At 35.9% G+C, this 19,716-nt stretch carries 15 protein-coding genes; 11 read left to right on the forward strand and 4 right to left on the reverse strand.

Annotated elements, in window-relative coordinates:
- Positions 1-7 precede the first annotated feature (7 nt).
- Positions 8-253 (forward strand): NifU family protein, encoded by a 246-nt coding sequence (locus AQF98_RS16460; protein WP_055133065.1) that lies wholly within the window; start codon positions 8-10, stop codon positions 251-253.
- A gap of 73 nt (positions 254-326) precedes the next feature.
- A complete protein-coding gene (locus AQF98_RS16465) occupies positions 327-944 on the forward strand; it encodes a carboxypeptidase-like regulatory domain-containing protein (RefSeq protein ID WP_235524248.1) in 618 nt (205 codons plus the stop codon).
- 5 nt (positions 945-949) lie between these two features.
- Here AQF98_RS16465 and def read toward each other — a convergent pair whose 3' ends face one another.
- The 3 genes from def to AQF98_RS16480 form a co-directional block, all read right to left on the reverse strand.
- Complete coding sequence (gene def / locus AQF98_RS16470; protein ID WP_055133067.1) at positions 950-1,507, reverse strand: peptide deformylase; 558 nt, start codon at positions 1,505-1,507, stop codon at positions 950-952.
- A 63-nt stretch (positions 1,508-1,570) separates the two neighbouring features.
- A complete protein-coding gene (locus AQF98_RS16475) occupies positions 1,571-2,803 on the reverse strand; it encodes a pitrilysin family protein (protein WP_055133068.1) in 1,233 nt (410 codons plus the stop codon).
- 64 nt (positions 2,804-2,867) lie between these two features.
- Complete coding sequence (locus AQF98_RS16480) at positions 2,868-5,015, reverse strand: S9 family peptidase (RefSeq protein WP_082435124.1); 2,148 nt, start codon at positions 5,013-5,015, stop codon at positions 2,868-2,870.
- A gap of 196 nt (positions 5,016-5,211) precedes the next feature.
- On the opposite strand from AQF98_RS16480, the gene htpG reads away from it, so the two are divergent.
- The 9 genes from htpG (at position 5,212) to AQF98_RS16525 (ending at position 17,939) form a co-directional block, all read left to right on the forward strand.
- On the forward strand, positions 5,212-7,098 hold the full coding sequence (gene htpG, locus AQF98_RS16485) for a molecular chaperone HtpG (protein WP_055133069.1): 1,887 nt from the start codon (positions 5,212-5,214) through the stop codon (positions 7,096-7,098).
- A 55-nt stretch (positions 7,099-7,153) separates the two neighbouring features.
- Complete coding sequence (locus AQF98_RS16490; RefSeq protein ID WP_055133070.1) at positions 7,154-8,374, forward strand: metallophosphoesterase; 1,221 nt, start codon at positions 7,154-7,156, stop codon at positions 8,372-8,374.
- A gap of 234 nt (positions 8,375-8,608) precedes the next feature.
- Positions 8,609-11,437, forward strand: a complete 2,829-nt coding sequence (locus AQF98_RS16495) for an outer membrane beta-barrel protein (RefSeq protein WP_161805882.1) — start codon at positions 8,609-8,611, stop codon at positions 11,435-11,437.
- A gap of 142 nt (positions 11,438-11,579) precedes the next feature.
- Positions 11,580-12,272 (forward strand): DUF4397 domain-containing protein, encoded by a 693-nt coding sequence (locus tag AQF98_RS16500; RefSeq protein ID WP_055133072.1) that lies wholly within the window; start codon positions 11,580-11,582, stop codon positions 12,270-12,272.
- 169 nt (positions 12,273-12,441) lie between these two features.
- The gene (locus tag AQF98_RS16505; RefSeq protein ID WP_255352934.1) at positions 12,442-12,951 is read left to right on the forward strand and encodes an RNA polymerase sigma factor; all 510 of its coding nucleotides are present in this window, start codon (positions 12,442-12,444) and stop codon (positions 12,949-12,951) included.
- A complete protein-coding gene (locus AQF98_RS16510; protein WP_055133074.1) occupies positions 12,938-14,275 on the forward strand; it encodes a hypothetical protein in 1,338 nt (445 codons plus the stop codon). Before AQF98_RS16505 ends, AQF98_RS16510 begins: the two co-directional genes overlap by 14 nt.
- 86 nt (positions 14,276-14,361) lie before the next feature.
- Complete coding sequence (locus AQF98_RS16515) at positions 14,362-17,040, forward strand: outer membrane beta-barrel protein (protein ID WP_055133075.1); 2,679 nt, start codon at positions 14,362-14,364, stop codon at positions 17,038-17,040.
- 19 nt (positions 17,041-17,059) lie between these two features.
- Positions 17,060-17,635: a TlpA disulfide reductase family protein gene (locus tag AQF98_RS16520; protein ID WP_235524250.1), complete on the forward strand. Its 576-nt coding sequence runs from the start codon at positions 17,060-17,062 to the stop codon at positions 17,633-17,635.
- Between the two features lie 46 nt (positions 17,636-17,681).
- On the forward strand, positions 17,682-17,939 hold the full coding sequence (locus AQF98_RS16525; RefSeq protein ID WP_055133077.1) for a hypothetical protein: 258 nt from the start codon (positions 17,682-17,684) through the stop codon (positions 17,937-17,939).
- A gap of 134 nt (positions 17,940-18,073) precedes the next feature.
- Here AQF98_RS16525 and AQF98_RS16530 read toward each other — a convergent pair whose 3' ends face one another.
- On the reverse strand, positions 18,074-19,507 hold the full coding sequence (locus AQF98_RS16530) for a M23 family metallopeptidase (RefSeq protein WP_055133078.1): 1,434 nt from the start codon (positions 19,505-19,507) through the stop codon (positions 18,074-18,076).
- Between the last annotated feature and the right edge of the window lie 209 nt (positions 19,508-19,716).

The following is a 19,716-nucleotide window of genomic DNA, read 5'->3' on the forward strand; positions in this document are numbered from 1 at the left end:
TAATAAGATGAGTTTAACAGAACAAGTTGAGCAAGCATTAGAAACCATTAGACCTTATTTAATAGCTGATGGTGGCAATGTTGCCATAGAAGAGATCACGCCAGAGTATGTTGTTAAATTAAGATTATTGGGTAACTGCGGAAGCTGCAAAATGAGTTTTATGACCATGAAAGCGGGCATTGAGCAAGCGATTATGAAAGCAGTACCAGAAATTACTAGTGTTGTTGCGGTAGATCTAGCCGAGCAAGATTAGATTTTAACACAATTTAACTAGCCAATTAAGCATTTACAATTATTTTTGTAAAATGAGATATAGCTTAACCTTTATGTTGCTATTATTTGCTATGATGGCGTTTGGACAAGAACAGCCAAAAAGTAGCAAATTGGTGCAGTTTTCGGGAATAATTACCGATACTGACAGCAATACGGTTGTACCTTATGTGACCATTACCAACATGAGCAATAAGGGCATAAAGTATGCGGCAAACTACCAAGGTTATTTTTCGATTATTGTAAACCCCGGCGATACAGTTGTATTCTCTGCAGTTGGTTTTGTGAGCAAAACATTGGTTTTACCTAGTGTGATTACTGAACATCAGTATACGGCAATGGTGAAGATCAAGCCTGAGGTTGTTTACCTAAAAGCCATTACCATATATCCATGGGCCACTGTTGAAGAGTTTAACAAGCAATTTTTATCTATGAAAGTTGCTGATGACGATATGGCCCTAGCTAAACGAAACCTGTCTCAAAGAAGTATCCAAGGCATGTCGCTTACCCTGTCTAGAGACGCACAGGAAATTAGCAATAGCAATTACCGTTACAATTTTGATCGGATGATGAATGTAAATATGCGTCAGACCAATCCACTGCTTAATCCATTTGCTTGGGGTAAGTTAATGCAACAGATCTTTGCCGGAGAGAAGGCTAAAAGCGAAAATTAATCGAATTATCTTCTTTTGTTTTGCCTAGGGAAACGCATTTTATAGTCCGTGTGCACATTTCCTTTCGAGATATTATCCAACTTACTTTTTAGCATTTGTTTGCGCAATAAGCTTAACTTATCAGTAAAAAGTTTGCCTTCAATATGGTCGTATTCATGTTGAATTACACGAGCCGCAAAACCAGTGATCTTTTCTTCGTGAAGTTTCCAGTGCTCATCATAATACCTAATGAGGATATTGGGTTTACGCATTACATCTTCGCGTACTTCTGGAATACTTAAACAACCTTCATTAAAGGCCCAAGCTTCGCCAGTTTCTTCTAGAATTTGTGCATTGATAAATACCTTTTTGAAAACTTCTTCTTCCTCATCAGCCTTGGTATCCACAATAAATAAACGAATGGCCAAACCAATCTGAGGTGCTGCTAAACCTACCCCACTAGCATTGTACATGGTGTCCCACATGTTGTTAATGAGTTGTTGCAAGTCAGGATATGTTTCGTCAATGTCTACACAAACTTTCTTTAAAACAGGGTCGCCGTAAGCTACAATTGGTAATTTCATAGCGCAAAAATACAAATTATTGAGCAAAAGGGAAATAACGGATAAGAAATGAAAATAGAAAGACTAATTTTCTGTGGGGAAAAAAGTAAGCGAACTCAGGTTATTCTCGTCTAAGATTTCATTGGAAATATTTGCCATATCTGTAACGCTAACCGCTCTAATCTTGTTAAAAACAGTTTCCAGATCGTCAATTTTATGGTAATCGATTAAGCTTTTTGCCATAGAAATAATCAACCCAATTCTATTTTCTTCTCCCAGTGCAATCTGACCAATAAACTTGTTTTTAGCTTTTTGTAATTGGATTTCTGTTAATGGGTTGGACCTGATTTTTTTAAATTCTTTAAAAATTAAGCTAATGGCCTTGTCTACTTTTTCTTTATCTGTACCAAAATATAAGGCAAAAATTCCCGTATCACTCAAAGGGCTATAATTAGATTCTATGGTGTAGGCAATCCCATATTTCTCTCTGAGCTGTAAATTTAAGATAGAGCTCATTCCAGTACCACCTAGCATATTATTGAGCAGCAATAAGCCTGCTTTATAAGGATGGTGCAAAGAATAGGCCTGAACTCCCATCATACAATGGGCCTGCATAATTTGCTTATTGACAACGATATTTTGCGGTAGATTTTGAACAGGGGCAATTCTCTTTTTTACCGAAAGATTTGCGGGTACAGGTTCAAAATACTTGGTGCCAACTTTAACCAGCTTATTTAAAGGATAGTTCCCTAATACGGCAACAACAATCTGATCGGTTTTATAATTATCCTTAATAAACTGAAGAATGTTTTCCTGTGTTAAGGCATTTACGGTTTCTGGGGTTCCTAAAATGTTTCTTCCAAAAGAATGGCCAGCAAAAAGCTGATCCTCAAAATCATCATTAATGGCCTCTTCAGGCTGATCCAGATAAGAAGTAATCTCGTCTAATATTACCCCCTTCTCCTTTTCCATTTCATCTTCTGGAAATAAAGAGTGAAAAACAATATCATTAAACAGATCCAATGTCCGATCTAGATAGGGCTGTAAAAAAGAAGCGTGGATACAAGTATATTCTTTAGTAGTGTAGGCATTTAAATCGGCACCAACACTTTCTAAACGGGTTAAAATCTGATTGGTATTTCGCTTTTCGGTACGCTTAAAAATTAGGTGCTCAATAAAATGGGCCAAACCCATTTGCTTTTCATCTTCGTCTCTTGAACCTGTGTTGATAATGATACAGGCATGAGAAATAGTTGATGTAGAAGGTACGTGCAAAAGCCTAATGCCATTGCTTAAAGTATGAACGTTATATTCCATTAATAAGCAAAGATACGCAAAACGAGTTGTGAAAACCCAAACACCAAATTTAATGACATCTACCTTACTTGGTTTTCCCTTCTAATGTACATAAGAAAGCCCATCGTAAAGCAACATCTTTTAAATAATCAAATCTTCCAGAGGCACCTCCATGACCAAAATCCATATTTGTTTTAAGCAACAATACATTTTTATCGGTTTTGGTGGCTCGAAGTTTAGCTACCCATTTCGCAGGCTCAAAATATTGCACCTGACTATCGTGTAAGCCAGTAGTTACCAACATATTTGGGTAGTTTTTCTTTTCTACGTTTTCGTAAGGCGAATAGCTTTTCATATAATCATACGCCGCTTTTTGCTTAGGATTTCCCCACTCGTCAAATTCATTTGTAGTTAAGGGAATGCTTTCATCTAACATGGTATTTATGACGTCAACAAAAGGCACATCGGCAATTACACCATTCCATAAATCAGGAGCCAGGTTTACAACCGCACCCATTAATAAGCCCCCAGCACTACCACCATGTCCATATAAATGTCCTTTTGAGGTGTATTTCTGATCAATCAGATACTCTCCTGCGGCAATAAAATCGGTAAAGGTGTTCTTCTTTTTCATCAATTTGCCATCCTCATACCATTGGCGACCTAGCTCTTGTCCGCCACGAATATTGGCTATGGCAAAAACGAAACCTCGGTTAAGTAAACTTAATCTCGGAGACGAAAAAGTAGCATCAGAGCTTGACCCATAAGAGCCATAAGCATAAAGTAAAAGTGGTGCATTGCCATCTTTTTCGAAACCTTTTTTATAAACCAATGCAATTGGAACTTTGGTGCCATCTTTAGCTGTAGCAAAAAGACGTTCAGTTACATAATCTTTAGGATTATAACCTCCAACAACCTCTTGTTGCTTCATCAGTTTTTGATCTTTTGTGGCCAGATCGTAATCGTAGGTAGCCGTTGGCGTAGTTAATGAGGTATAAATGTAACGAAGTGTTTTGCTGCTGTATTCTGGATTGGCACCAACATAAGCCGTATAAACAGGTTCTTCAAACTTCATGTAATAGTCACTGCCATCTTTCTTGAGCACTCGCAACTCATTCAAACCATTTTTACGCTCAGATAGCACCGTGTAATCTTTAAACTCATCAACGCTTTCTAGTAACACATCGTTGCGGTTTGGCACTACCTCTTTCCAGTTCTCTTTTTCTGTTTTATCTAATGGGCACTCCATTAGGCGGAAGTTTTTTGCATTCCAGTTTGTTCTAATTAAGAATTTCCCATCAACTGGAAAAACATCATACAATACATCTTTTGAACGAGGTGTGAAAACCTTAAAAGCAAGCTCTGGATGATCGGCATCAATCATCCTATACTCTGTGGTTAACGTTCCTTGAGAGCCAATAAAGATGTATCGGTTATTTTTTGATTTAAAAACGCCTATATAATTGGTATTGTCTTTTTCATCATACACTACTGCATCAGTTTTCGCATCGGTACCAAGGGTATGTTTTTTAATTTTCTCACTTAATAAGGTAACAGGGTTTTTAGCCGTATAAAAAAGTGTTTTATTGTCATTTGCCCAAATGGCATCACCCTCGGTATTGGTAATGGCATCTTTATAAATTTCGCCTGTTTCTAAATTTTTAATACTGATGGTGTATTGTCTTCGAGAAACTTTATCCACCCCAAAGGCCATCAATTTATTGTCGGGGCTAATGTTAAAACCAGTTGCGTTATAATAAGAATGACCTTTTGCAAGCTCATCTACATCTAAAAGAACTTCTTCTTTGGCACTTAAGCTTCCTTTTTTACGACAGTACTTATAATATTGCTTTCCATCTTCATTTCGGGTGTAATAAAAATAACCGTTTTTGAGAACAGGAACCGACTCGTCTTTTTCCTTTATTCTGGCTTTCATTTCCTTGAACAAATCTGCTTGGAACTGATCAGTCCCTTTCATCATGGTATCTAGGTAAGCATTTTCAGCCTTTAAATAATCTACAACCTTAGTGCTGTCTGGTCCCTTTTTAAAATAATCAATCATCCAATAATAATTATCTACCACGGTATCTCCATGTATAACTCTATTGTGTGGAACAATTGCAGCTACTGGAGCTTTGGCATCAGGCCATTTGTAAGCGACGGTTTTTTCTTTTGGGTTTGAACAAGACATCATCAAACTTAGCAATAAGAAATAAATTGACAGTTTTTTCATTTTGATTTCTGTTATAGGTTACTGCAATTTATAAAACCTATTTGGCTATATCAATAAATATTTTTCGTAACACTTTCTTTTTCAGTAAATAAGTTCTGGTTTAAAGGTTTTGTGCGATGCTGTCATTTTGACCTGTTCGCACTTTTGGAACAGGCATTGATAAGCCTAGGTATAATCAAAAAATTATAAATAAAATATGACAACAGAAAAAGGAAGTATTTCCATACACACTGAAAACATTTTCCCAATCATTAAGAAATTCCTGTATTCGGATAATGAAATCTTTTTAAGGGAATTAGTTTCTAATGCCGTTGATGCGGTTCAAAAAATAAAACGTTTAGCATCATTAGGGCAATATAATGGCGAGCTAGGCCAAGCACTTGTAGAAGTTAGTGTTGACGAAACAGCTAAAACAATTACCATTAGCGATAATGGTTTAGGGATGACTGCTGAGGAAATTAAGAAATATATCAATCAGGTTGCTTTCTCTGGCGCTAGTGAGTTTGTAGAGAAATTTAAGGATGCAAAAGATGCAAATGAGATCATTGGTAAATTTGGATTGGGTTTCTATTCTGCATTTATGGTTGCAGATTTAGTAGAAATTCAAACTTTATCTTATCAGGATGGTGCTGTACCTGCCAAATGGACTTGCGATGGGAGTACAGAATTTGAAATTTCTGAAGGCAGCAGAACAACTCGTGGAACCAGCATTATTTTACATGTAAACGCAGAATCTGAAGAGTTTTTGAGCGAACATAAATTGCAGGAAATTTTAGATAAATACGCTAAGTTTTTACCTGTTCCGATTAAGTTTGGTGTAAAGACCGAACAAGAAGAAGATGGAACAGATGAAGAAGGAAAACCTAAATACAAATCGGTAGAAATTGACAACATCATCAATACTACCAACCCGATCTGGACCAAAACACCTGCAGATTTGTCAGATGCTGATTATTTAGATTTTTACAAACAACTTTATCCATTTTCGGAAGAACCTTTATTCTGGATCCACTTGAATGTAGATTATCCATTTAACTTAACAGGAGTATTGTACTTCCCTAAAGTGAAGGATGATTTTGACATGCAACGCAACAAAATCAAATTGTTCAGTCGCCAGGTATTCATCACCGACGAAGTAAAAGACATTGTTCCAGAGTTTTTAATGTTATTGCATGGGGTAATCGATTCGCCAGATATTCCATTAAACGTATCAAGAAGTTTCCTACAGGCAGACAGCAATGTTAAAAAGATCAATAGCTACATTACCAAAAAAGTAGCGGATAAATTAGCGGAGCTATTTAATAAAGACCGTAAAGCTTACGAAGAAAAATGGAGCAATATTGGTTTATTTGTGAAGTACGGAATGATCAGCGAAGAGAAATTCTATGATAAAGCGAAAGATTTTGCACTATTAACCAATACACAACAGCAAAACTTCACTTTTGAAGAGTACAAAGAAAAAGTACAAGCTACCCAAACCGATAAAAATGGTTCGTTAGTTTATCTGTATACAACAGATCCAGATAAACAAGATGGATTTATCCAATCGGCAGAGAAAAAAGGCTATGATGTATTGGTAATGAACACACCAATAGATGGACATTTTGTGAGCAGCTTAGAGCAAAAGCTAGAAAAAACACAGCTTAAAAGAGTTGATGCAAGTGTAGCCAGTCAATTGATTGAAAAAGATGAATTGCAGGAATCTGTATTGAGCGAAGAGCAATCAGCTAAAGTAAAATCTATTTTCGAAAAAGCGATTGTAAAACCAGGTTTCAACGTTGAAGTGGTAGGCTTAAGCCCTGACGATTCTCCAGTAACAGTAACCATGGACGAATTTATGCGCCGCATGAAAGATATGGCCAAAATGGGTGGCGGAATGAGCTTTTATGGCAACATGCCAGATAGCTATAAAGTCGCCATTAATGGAAACCATAAATTGGTAGGTAAGATTTTGGCCGCCAAGAACGAAGAAGAGCAAAGTAAATTTGCAAAACAAGCAGTTGATTTGGCTTTATTATCACAAGGAATGTTAACAGGAGCAGAATTAACTGCTTTTGTAAGTCGCAGTGTAGAGCTGATTTAAATAAACAATTCAGAAAGGAGCGATTTATCGCTCCTTTTCTTTTATAGATGACCCCATGAGGAGAAGAATTCAATTGCTGCCAATTACTATTTTTACCTTACTGTTCTTTTTGTTGAATTGGTATGTGTGGAGTGGGTTACAGATTGTGGCAAAGCAAAGTTATATACAGCCAGTTTTTTGGACAACAGTTAGTGTAATTGCTATTGCATTGCTCTATGCTTTGCAAGGAATGCAACAAAGAGGTATGGGCCTGTTTTTTAAAGTTGCTACCCATACTTTTTTGGTGCTCTTTGTGAGCGAAATATTGTTTAGTCTGGTGTTGTTAATGGCCGATTTGTATAGAGCTACGTTTGGGCTCATTAACTGGGTCAGTCAGCATCAATTTTTGGCTCCGCTCCGAAACCCGCAATGGGTTATTTTTGGGCTCATTATCTTTGCTATTAGTGTGTTATTATTTTTATATGGCATACTGAGAGGGAAATATGCCTATCGTGTAATTAAACACACGTTGTATTATAAAGACTTGCCAAAAGCATTTGATGGCTTTACAATTACCCAGATTTCTGATGTCCATTCAGGTAGTTTTAGCAATGCCAAAGCCGTTCAAAAAGGGATAGATTTAATTAAGGAACAACAATCGGATCTGTTTGTATTTACTGGTGATTTGGTAAACAATAAGGCAGAAGAGATTAAGCCTTGGATTGGCCATTTTTCGCAAATTAAGGCGCCATACGGACAGTTTTCTATTTTGGGCAACCATGATTATGGAGATTATGTAAAATGGTCAAATGACGAAGTAAAAAAAGCAAACCTGCAACAATTAAAAAACTATCATCATGAACTGGGTTTTAGGTTATTGCTCGATGAACATGTTGAATTGCATAAAGATGGAGAAAAGATTGTGCTGGCGGGAGTAGAAAACTGGGGCCTGGGTTTTGGAGAACGTGGCGATTTGCAAAAGGCACTATTGAATACTACAAAAGATGAATTTAAAGTCCTGCTTTCTCATGATCCCTCACACTGGGAGCAACAAGTTAAAAATAACCCTTCTAAAATCCATTTGACATTAGCGGGGCATACCCATGGTATGCAGTTTGGTATTGAAGCCTTTGGTATCAAATGGAGCCCTGTAAAACTTCGCTATAAACATTGGGCAGGTATTAAAGAAGAAAATGGCAGGATCCTGAATGTGAACCGTGGCTTTGGCTTTATTGGTTTTTCGGGCAGGGTTGGTATCTGGCCAGAAATTACGGTAATTGAACTCAAGAAAGGATAAATTACATTTCTTCACTCCTATTAAAAATATTTTTATTCCTTCACCCCAAATGGGTTAAGTGGTGTGCGCCTATAAGTGAAAGTGTCCAACTGACCTTGGCTGTTGTTGGTGCGATTGGTAAAGTATCGTTACAATTTCGTTAAAGTGTGAGTAATTTTAATTTACGGTTAAATTTTGTTAAAAAGGATGAATGCCTCACACTAAAAAATATATTTGTAATAGGTAACCAACATCTTGAAAAAACACTTCTTATTTATTTTCTTCGTGATCATGCTATTGTGCACATCTACTGTGTTTGCACAAAATAATAAGCGTATCAATGGTTATGTGGTAGATACGAGTAAAACTGCCATCAACGATGCCAATGTGATGCTCATTTTAGGAAAAGACACCTTGCGAACTACTACTGATAGTGAGGGATATTTTAGTTTCTCAAAGATCAAAGCAGAAGAATTTTCATTAAAGATCACAACGGTTGGTTACCAAGAGTTTATCAAGAGCTATTCGTTTGGGCAAAAAAAGCAATTAGAAATCAGTACGATTGAGTTAAAATTAGCGAAAAACATGCTCAAAGAGATTGTGGTAAAAGCGAAGCTCAACCCGATAAGAATAATGCAGGATACGATTGAATATAATGCTGCCGCCTATCAGGTTTTAGATGGCGATAATGTTGCCGACTTATTGAAACAGTTTCCAGGTTTAGAAGTAGATAAGGATTATAATGTTAAAACCATGGGCAAGGAAATGGTTAAGCTTAGGGTTAACGGGAAGGATTTTTTTACCAATGATGTAAAAGACTTTATTAGCAAATTACCAGCTGCAATTGTGGCAAAAATTCAGGTTATTGATGACTTTGGTGATGAAGCAAACTTTACTGGGATTAAGATTGGCGAACCCAAAAAGATGCTGAATATTGTAACCAAACCAGGTATGGACAATGGAAGGTTTGGGTCTGCAGGTATCAGTGCTGGAACTAATGACCAACTTGGAAGTAATGCCAACCTCAATTTGTGGAAAGGGACAAAACAAAGCAGTGGCAATTTAAACTATAACACTTCAAACAATGGTGCCGGAACAGCCCAAAATGCACGAATAGGCATTAGCCATTCGAATAAGATAGGGAAAAACGCAAGCTATGGCCTTAATTACAATTACGGGAGAAACAACGGAGCATTTACAAATGAGCAGGCCATAGAAACATTAAATCCATTAGGTACATTTTATAATGAAACGTTAAGTAATGGCGCAAACCAGAACAACAATCATAACCTCAATACCAATTTTAACTATAATGACAATAAGAATATCTTCTTGAGTGGCTCTGTTGGTGCTTCCTACAGAGATTCGGAGAATAAAAGTATGTCTTTAAACAAGCAATCGGGTGTAATTAGACAAGATCTCAAGAATGTCAATCAATCGAGTAATAAAACACCAAACCTAAATGTGAATGTCAATTTGTCTAAAAAACTAAAGAATAAAAAGAATGGCTTATCTGGCAATTTTGGTTTTTCAACCTCTTCTACCAATGCCGATCAAAACATTAGTACCAACACCCTATATTATAACAAGGTTACTCAGGTTTTAGAAAAGGATTCTTTACTGAACAGGAATCTGGTTACCCAAAGTAACAATCAAAATTTTAATCTGGGTATTGGGTTTAGTCTGGGTCTAAAAAAGTTAAAAGATTCACTAGCACGTCAAAGCTTAAACTTTAACTATAGCATCTCGGTTGGTAAAAGCAGCAGCAGCATATCCACCTTTGTGTTTGATAATTTAAATCATCAGCCAAATTATGTCGATTCATTAAGCACCAATACCAATTCTCTATTTATAAACCAGTCTTTAGGTGTAAGCTACAACTATAGCAATAAAAAGATGCGTTATAATTTTGGCTTTAATGCCAGACCTAGTCTGTTAACCAGTAATTACATCAACCTTCATCAAAAAATAAAAAACAACAACCTTAATTATTCGCCAAATATTAACCTGAGTAGAACAATAGAACTGGGTAAAACCATCTCGGTTAATTACAGCGGGAGTAACAATAGCCCATCAGCTTATCAGTTACAGCCCATTAGAAATACCCAAAATCTACAGAATATAGTAATTGGAAATCCAAACCTAAAACCTTCCTTTAGCCATAACATTTCTTCAAATTACAATTATGTAAATACAAAAACTGGTATCTCCGCACAAACCGGGTTAAACTTTAGCACTACTCAAAATGAAATCGTAACCAACGTGCTTTTAGTGCCAGATACTTTAAATAGTTTAAAACAAGAAACCCGCTTCGAAAACACCAATGGCAATTATAATGCAAGAGGCAATTATATGATCAATATTCCCATTAAAAAGAACAGGTACTCGGTCTCCTATTCCGGCAATCTTGGTCTTTCAAATCGAGCAATATTCGTTAATAATAACAAGAGATTTAATAGAGGGATAAATCTTTCTCAGTATTTGCGAGCCTCAATTATATCAAAAAAGATTACAACAGATGCAAACGTGAGTTATAGTTTTAGCTCTAACAACAATATGCTAAATCAAGGCTCCATTGCAGATGTGTTGGGCCAGATCAATGGAACAACAGTTTACAAAACACATAACTATGCCACAGCGGTTAACAGTTCCTTAAGACTAAAAAATCTTAACATCAATACAAATATCAATTATAGCCTGACTACTACTACTGGCGATGCTAACAACAGGTTTAAAAATATCCAGAGTCTAGATCTCTCCTTGATGTTAAATACAACGATCAAAAAAACCTATCATTTTACCCTTAATACCTCAAAAAGATTCAACAAGGGTTATGCTTTAGCCAATACCAACCCATTGCTGATTAGTGCGAGCTTGAATAAAGCCTTTTTTAAAGACAGATCGTTAAGCTTAAATATAGATGCGAACGATTTACTAAATCAAGGCAATAATTTAGCCCGCTATGTTTCGGGAAACTCAATAATAGATAGTAGAACCAATCAGGTTACCCGTGTGATTACTTTTGGCCTTAGTTATAATATCTCTAAATTTGGAGGTAAAAATATCCGGGTTGATAGAGATTAGGACAATCATTTTTTCCGCTATAGTTAAATATTGGTGCAAAATAATTCAATATAGATGTAGCGTTTAACGAACCATTCTCGTATTGATGATGAAACGTTAATGGCCGTTAACCTATTTGTTTATTATATCTTAAAATTTAATCATGAAAATATCATTTAACTATAAAGCCATCATAGCTGCTGTTACACTATCTGTAGCCTTGCTCTCCTGTTCAAAGAAACAAGATTATACTATAGTTGACATTTCTGGCTTAAGCTTGATCCATGCATCGCCTACTATAGAAAAATTAGATGTATATGTAGATAATTCAAAAGCGACAGTGAGTGATTTTGCCTACGGATCTAAAATAGATTATTTGAACGCCTATTCGGGAAACAGAGTATTGAGGTTATCCAGAAAAGATGCTGGTGTAGCTTTAAAAACAGAAATGGTTACACTTTTTACAAATAAAGGCTATTCACTTTTTGTAATTGATAAACTGGAAAATGTTAAATTCCTTTTATTAGAAGACGATTTAACAAAGCCGGCAACTGGTAAGGCTAGAATTAGATTTGTAAATTTAAGCCCTGATGCTGAGGCGCTAAACTTAGCTATTGAAGGAAAACCTACAGATTTGGTTACCAACAAAGCATTTAAAGAATATTCAGATTTTGAGACTATAGATGCGGGAGATAATGTGAAGTTTATTGTTAAAAATAAAGCTACCGGAAATATAGAGACCTCAATTGCAGATGTTAAAATCGAAGCGGGAAAGATTTACACCATTTATGCCAAAGGTCTTAAAGCTGCTACAGATAATATGAAATTAGGCGTTGCTGTTTTCACACACAAATAGCTTTTGCCAAAAGCCAGCTTCATATGGGCTGGCTTTTTTAAAATTTTTAATAGGGAAAAACGTTTAATCATCTCATGATTGAAAGAAACTTAAAGGAACATAATTAGGAATGCTCAAGTTTGAGGAGATTATTGAGGGCTGTCTAAAAAACAATAACAAGAGCAAAGAAATGATCTACAAATCATTTTATGGCTACCTAATGGCCGTAGTTTTACGTTATGTTAATGAAAGAGATGATGCTGAAGAGTTGGTTAATGATAGTTTTATAAAGGTTTTTAAAGCTATTGTTCAATTTAATCTTCCCAAAAATACCGAAGAACACCAAAGGGCATTTAAAGCCTGGATAGCCAAAATTGCCTCCCGTACGGCCATAGATTTTTTACGGACTAAACGTAGCTTATTATCTATTGATGAAATCACAGAACATCAAGAGCCATTAACTGAAGTAACTGTTATTGCGGCATTAAACGTAAAGGATATATTAAAACTTCTTGATGCGTTGCCAGAAACACAAAAACTCATTTTTAATTTATTTGAGATAGAGGGCTTTTCTCATGATGAGATATCAAAAATATTAAAAATCCCAGAGAGCTCAAGTAGGGTTTATTTAGCAAGAGCGAAAAGTAAATTGAGAACACTTTATTCCAAGACATTAATTAATTCATATGCAACCAACTGAACATAAGCAGCCAACTGAAGAGGAGCTAATTGCTCACATCAGACAAAGCCTAATGGCTCATGAGGAAACTTATGAGGCGGGCGCATGGGAGAAATTTAATAAACAACAAACAAAGAAGCGCCCATTTTTATGGATCAGTGTCTTAAGCGGAGCTGCGGCCATACTTGCGCTTTGCGTTACGCTTTTATTGATGACAAAGGAAAAGCCAGAAGAATTGAAAAATGAGCTAGCCAAAAGCCATTCTTCGGCCACAACCGAGCAACCAAAGGCTACAACAACAGAAAGTTTACCTACAGCAATTGAAACGCAAAAGGAAGTTACGATACCTACAGATAAGCAAAATGAAGGCCGTAAGCTCTTGTTGGCCGATGCTACTGAACCAAGAGCAGCAAAACAAGAGCAAGATTTTGTAGCACCACCTTTGCTGGTTACTAACCCTATCAACAATAACAATCCTACAAATCAACAGGTAGTGGTAAGCCCAGTAAATGAAAATCCTGTTATGGCAAATGTAACCAAACCGAAACCAGACCCGCAACAAGCAGAGAAAATGGCTGAAGAAAGACCTAAACCAAATATTATGGATTTCTTTGACAAAGAGGCAGAAAAAAACAAGGCCAATCCAAAAGAAAACCTACTCAATAAACGAGAAAATAGATGGGAACTAGGGGTAATGGTTGCACCATCATTCGGTAATACCAAAAAACTGAATATGGGTTATGGATTAAGTATGGAATATAACCTTTCTGATAAGCTATCTCTAAGTTCGGGTATAGCCTATAATGAAATGACAGCGAGCAAGAGTGTTGGCAATAATGGTGCTTCTGCCAGCCCATCAGAGGCATCAGCTTTTGTTCAAGATACCAGAAACTTAACCTCTGTTAGCGAAAGAGTAGTTGGTTTAGACATTCCTTTAGAACTTAAATATCACATTAGTAACAACGTTTATGCTAATTTTGGTATTTCTGCTTTTGCCATACTCAACTATCAACGGGAAAACACTTATTTCGAGAATAAATTGGTTTCAAGCGCCTTTATTTCAGGAGGACCGTCTACACCAAATAGCCCAATTACTGGTGCCGATGGAGCTTCATTTACCAATAGTAGGATTATCAATCAGCTCACAACAGAACCAGCACCAGAATCTAGTAAAAATCAAAGCAACTATATTGGTTTTTACAACCTATCTGTTGGTTATAAAAAGAAGATTTCTAAAAACAATTCGGTTGCGATAGAACCCTTTATGAAGTTACCGATGAAAGAAGTGAGCAAAGATAACCTTAAATTGATTGGTACCGGATTACGGTTAAAATTTGATTTCTAACTACCTAATTTATAATAATATCAGCTGTCTTTCGTTTCCGTAAAAACTAAATATTAAGTTTGTTAACGGATTTTGTCTAAAACAAATTGAAAGCCATTTATAAATTAAGCGCCCATTTATTCCTTTTCTTTAGCCTTTGTTATTCAATAACAGCATCTGCCCAAACCACTCATAAAGTTGCGGGTAGCGTGGTAGATAGTTTAAGTATCGCGATTGCTGACGCAAATATCCTTTTAATTGCAGGGTCAGATACCCTCAAAACAGTTACAGACAAATCGGGGAAGTTTAGTTTCAAGGGGATTAAAGCAGAAAATTTTTCGCTCAGTATCAGTAGCATGGGGTATTACCCTAATGTGGGCAACTACAAATTTGATAAAGGAGAGAAACAGTTGCAGATGGCCCCTATCGTTTTAAAAAATTCGGGTATCATGCTTAAAGAGGTTGTGGTACATGCGCCTGTTAAGCCTATGCGAGTAATGAAGGATACGGTAGAGTTTAATGCTGCTGCTTTTCAGGTGTTGGCCGGAGATAAGGTAAGCGATCTGATTAAACAAATGTCTGGTATTGATGTAGATTTTGAAGATAATGTAACTACCATGGGCAAGGGGATGACTAAGCTAAGGGTAAATGGAAAGGATTTTTTTACCAATAATGTCAAAGATTTTATCAGTAAGCTGCCTGCAAGTATTGTGGCTAAAATACAAGTAATAGATGATTACGGAGATGATGCCAACTTTACAGGCATTAAAGTTGGCGAGCCCCAAAAAATGCTAAATATTGTAACCAAATCAGATATTAATAAAGGAGTTTTTGGCAACATCGGTATCAATGGCGGAACGAGCAAACAAGTTTCTTTAAATGGAAATGCCAATATTTGGAGAGAAAGAGAGCAAATTGGGACTAATTTGAACGCTACACAAGCCAATAACGGTGCTGGGCAAAGCAGAAACAGTGGTGCCTCTGTTAACCTTCGTAGAACCTTTAAAAAGAATGGTAGTTTTGGGATCAACTATAGTTTCTATAGCAATTTTAACGATAGTGAAAATATTTCGTTTATAGAGAGTGTAAATACCTTGGGAACGATTTATAGCGCCAATGAAAATAGAGGGAATAGCAAAGGATTTAACCATAATCTAGGCTTAGACTTTCAGAACAATACCAAAAAAGATTTTCTAAACGCATCTATGGGTATTGGCTACTCACAAAATACGGGAAATAATAGTTCGAGTTCTAAACAAGAAGGGATCATTAAGCAAGATTTAACCAATCAAAGCAATTCCAGAAATACAGCGCCCAGTGTAAACGGCAATTTAAATTGGTCTAGAAGATTAGCAAAAAAAGGAGCGTCAATTTCTGCCAATATGAATCTGCGAGCGTCTTTGGGTAAAAATGGCCAGAACATCATTAGCAATACCTTGTATTATGATCCAATAACCGATTTCTTGGTTAAAGATTCGCTGTTAAACCGAAGGGTAAACACTAATTATAATAATAACAACTTTGGAGGTACATTAACCTATAGTCACCCTTTAAAAAAACCGAAGGATACATTGGCAAGTAGAAATATCAATGCTTCTTATGGCTTCTCTATTGGCAATACCAATAATGATATCCTAACTTATGTAACTGATAAAGCAAATAATATACGTTATGTAGACTCTTTAAGTACACAATACTCTTCTCTGTTCTTTTCGCAGAACATTGGACTTAGTTATGCCTATAACAGCAAAAAGATGAATTATACCCTGGGTGCAAGTGTTAGGCCAAATACGTTGATTGGCGATTATGAAAACTTAAACGTTCACCTCAAGAATACCAACATCAATTATGCCCCTACCTTTAACCTTTCATACAGGGTAAAGGAGAACAAAACATTAAGTATGCGTTACAATGGGAATAGCAATAGTCCTAGCCCCAGTCAATTACAGCCTGTTAGAAATACACAAAACCTACAGAACGTTATTGTTGGTAATCCAGATCTCAAACCTTCTTTTAATCATAATTTTAACATCAGCTATAATGGAAATGATGCAAAGAGTGGAAAATCTTTACAACTATCTATCGGTGTATCAACCACACAAAACCAGATTGTAAGCAATGTCATTTTAATACGCGATACTTTAAATGGCTTAAAGCAAGAAACGCACTACGAAAATGCCAATGGAATGTATAACCTTAATGGCAATTATTTCTATAATATTCCGTTAGCTAAGAACAAATTTACAATTAGCATTAGAGGTAATTTTAACTACGGGAACAATATTGTTTTTACAGACAATGTTAAATTATTTAATAAAGCATTTAGTTTCTCTCAATCTTTGAACTCTACTTTGATGCTCAAAAAAATAGCTATAGGAGGAAGCGCTGCCTATAGTTTAAGTGCAAATAATTATACCCTTATTAAAGGAGTATCTAGAAATGTAGAAACATGGAATTTTGTATTAACAGCTCGGGGCAATTTTTTAAAGAGCTATAAGTTTGAAACAAATTTTTCTAAAAGAATAAATACAGGGTATGCAATTGTGAATACCAATCCATTTTTAATTGGGGCGTCGCTAAGTAGAACTTTCTTAAAAAGTAAGGTGCTTATCGCAAATGTGAAGGTGGCCGATTTATTAAATCAAGGGAATAATTTATCGAGATATGTTTCTGGAAATTCGACAATTGACAGTAGAAGTAACCAAATTACTCGTTATTTTACATTTGGACTGAGTTATAATTTGCAGAAATTTGGAGGAAGTAGAGGAATGGTAACTTATTATTAATGCAATGGAGATAAAAAAGATGATGACAAAGAAAAATATGATCAATGGGCTTTTGATAGCCTTTGTTTTGATGATCCTTTTTGTGCCTTCAGCAAAAGCACTTTTAATGCAAGGACTGATGCAGTTGGGCTTATTTAAACCACAGTTTAATACCGAAAAAGCAACCCTATCTGCCGACTTGTCGAGTATAAAATTTAAAGACGCCAAGGGTAATGTAGTGAGTTTAGCCGATTTAAAAGGTAAAGTTGTATTTCTTAATTTTTGGGCTACTTGGTGCCCACCTTGTTTGGCAGAAATGCCATCTGTAAATAAACTACACCAGCAATTTGCCAATGATAAGGATGTCGTTTTTTTGATGGTTGATGCAGATAGTAACTTTGAGAAAGCACAGGCTTACATGGATCGGAAAAAATATAAGATGCCAGTATTTGTTGCCGCTGGAGATATTCCTGATGTTATTTTTAAGGGATCTTTGCCCACCACTGTAGTTTTAGATAAGATGGGTAGAATTTCTTATAATGAAGCTGGTGCAGCAAACTATGCAAGTCAGAAATTTATAGACTTTATTCATCAATTGAAAGCCCTGAAATATTAATTTAAAGGGGATATCCGTATCTTTAGGCCTTTAAACCTTAAATAATATGGAACCCTTTGATATAGAAGTAGGAGCAGTTAATTATGCCGTTTTCCCAGAGGGGAATGATACCTATACCATTTTTAAAAATGGAACGGAGTATATCCAGATCCAAAAAGATACATCAACTATTTGGTTAAAGCTGGATTATAAAACAGACATGCCAATTTTTGAAGAAAACGAAGAAGTTAACCTCATTGGCCAACAAATAGAAGCCTATAAACAAACTCCTCAAGATGATCAGGAGGAGGATGTTTTAGATTAAATAATTGTTTGCCAGTTTAAGGGTGTCGGAATGTAAAATGCTAACTTATTGTGACAACTCAATTGAAAAACGAGATCTCAAGTGTAAATACAACAGGAACAAATCATTATTTCTTTAAAATTTAATTAACTCATTTATTTTTCTTTAACAGCATTAGTTTTGCGAAGGAGTATATTGTTGGTGCCATTTAATTTTTGAGGGATAATAATTTGCCAAGTAACAGATTGACCTTGAGCGATTGTGCCCTCTTTTAATACTCCTCCAGAACTAAATGTAAGGCCATTATTTAAGATAACTTCATAAGTGCCCACATTATCGGGGGCAACAGTACATTTTAAGGTTAAACTTTTGGTGCCTGGTTTTAAGTTAGAAGCTGCAACCGAGTTCGATTGCCCAATTTCTGTTGCACCTAAGAAACTGTTATCTAAATATATTTCAAAAGCATCGTCTGCCAAATTGCCATTGTCTCTAATGGTGATGTTACCATCTATATTTCCACTTGATACGCATGGAGTAGGATCAATCTGGCCACTTTGTGCATATTTTTCGCCTTCTGCATAATATTCAAAATGTAAATGTGGACCAGTTACTCTACTGCCAGTGGCCCCAGTTTTGCCTAAGAGTTGTCCTTTTTTAATTGATTGTCCATTCGTTACATTTTGCTCAGATAAATGAGCATATAATGTAGCTGTGTTATCCTTATGTCGTACAAAGATAATTTTTCCATAACTGGTACTGGTTTTAACTATTTCTATTGTTCCATCTGAAACTGCATAAATGGGCGTTCCTGTCGCAACTCTATAATCTACACCCCTATGGTTTTTTAAGACAGTTCTATGAAGTGGGTCGTATCTAGGCCCAAAAAGATCATCGGGACTAAGAAATGTAGTGCATTTATCAAAACTACCAAGTGGACAAGCAATTTGAGATGCATTACAGCCACTAGTAGCTGCTACTGAATTACCTATAGACTTGCTTTTTGTTGGAGGGCTGCTAATTAGATTTTCACCAGGTGTTGTCCCAATAATTAATATCGCCTCATAGGTTTTAGCGGTTGATCGTTGATTTGTAAAAAGTTCTCTAGAAAGTGTTGCTGTTAACTCACTAGTTATTGGGTTGTAATTGGAAGGAATTTGATAAAAGCTATCAATGATTTCAAATGACGATTCCTGAATTGCTTGCGCAAATATCTGGAAGCCATATTTAGCCGGTAACAAGGCTTTGAATTTAGTGGGTAACTTTATAGCAATAGAGATACTATCATTTAGTGGGGCATCTTTTGCAATGTTAAGTGTAATCTGATAAGGGAGCACCTTATCTATTTTGTAAAAAGTAGCAGTCTCGTTAAAAAGGTCTAAAATTGCTTTATCGTTTACTGTTTTTAAAGAAACTTCTGTGGCAAGAATGGATCCTTTTGGAAAATTAACTTTTATGGTGTCTCCTAAGTGAGCTTCTTTAACAATTTCCTTCGAAACGGGTTCTTTATCTTTTGGTGTCTTTTTGCAAGCAATTGTAAATACAGTTAAAATAAATACAATACCGAGAATGTAATAGTAAAGGTTTTTCATAGCGTTTAAAGTTTAACTAAATGTTATACTGCTCAGAATGTATAAGCAATAGATATTCCTCAAAACTATATGAAGTAATTACAGCAACTTAGGGTTCATTCACCTCTTTTGATAAGGTGTTTTTACGGTAGTTAATCTTTTAGGATAGAATTGCCCTCTACAACTAACCGATAGAAATTGCGATATGCTTATTAATTGATAATCGTATG

Origin of the sequence: Pedobacter sp. Hv1, assembly GCF_001412215.1 — a bacterium.
Lineage (GTDB): Bacteria > Bacteroidota > Bacteroidia > Sphingobacteriales > Sphingobacteriaceae > Pedobacter.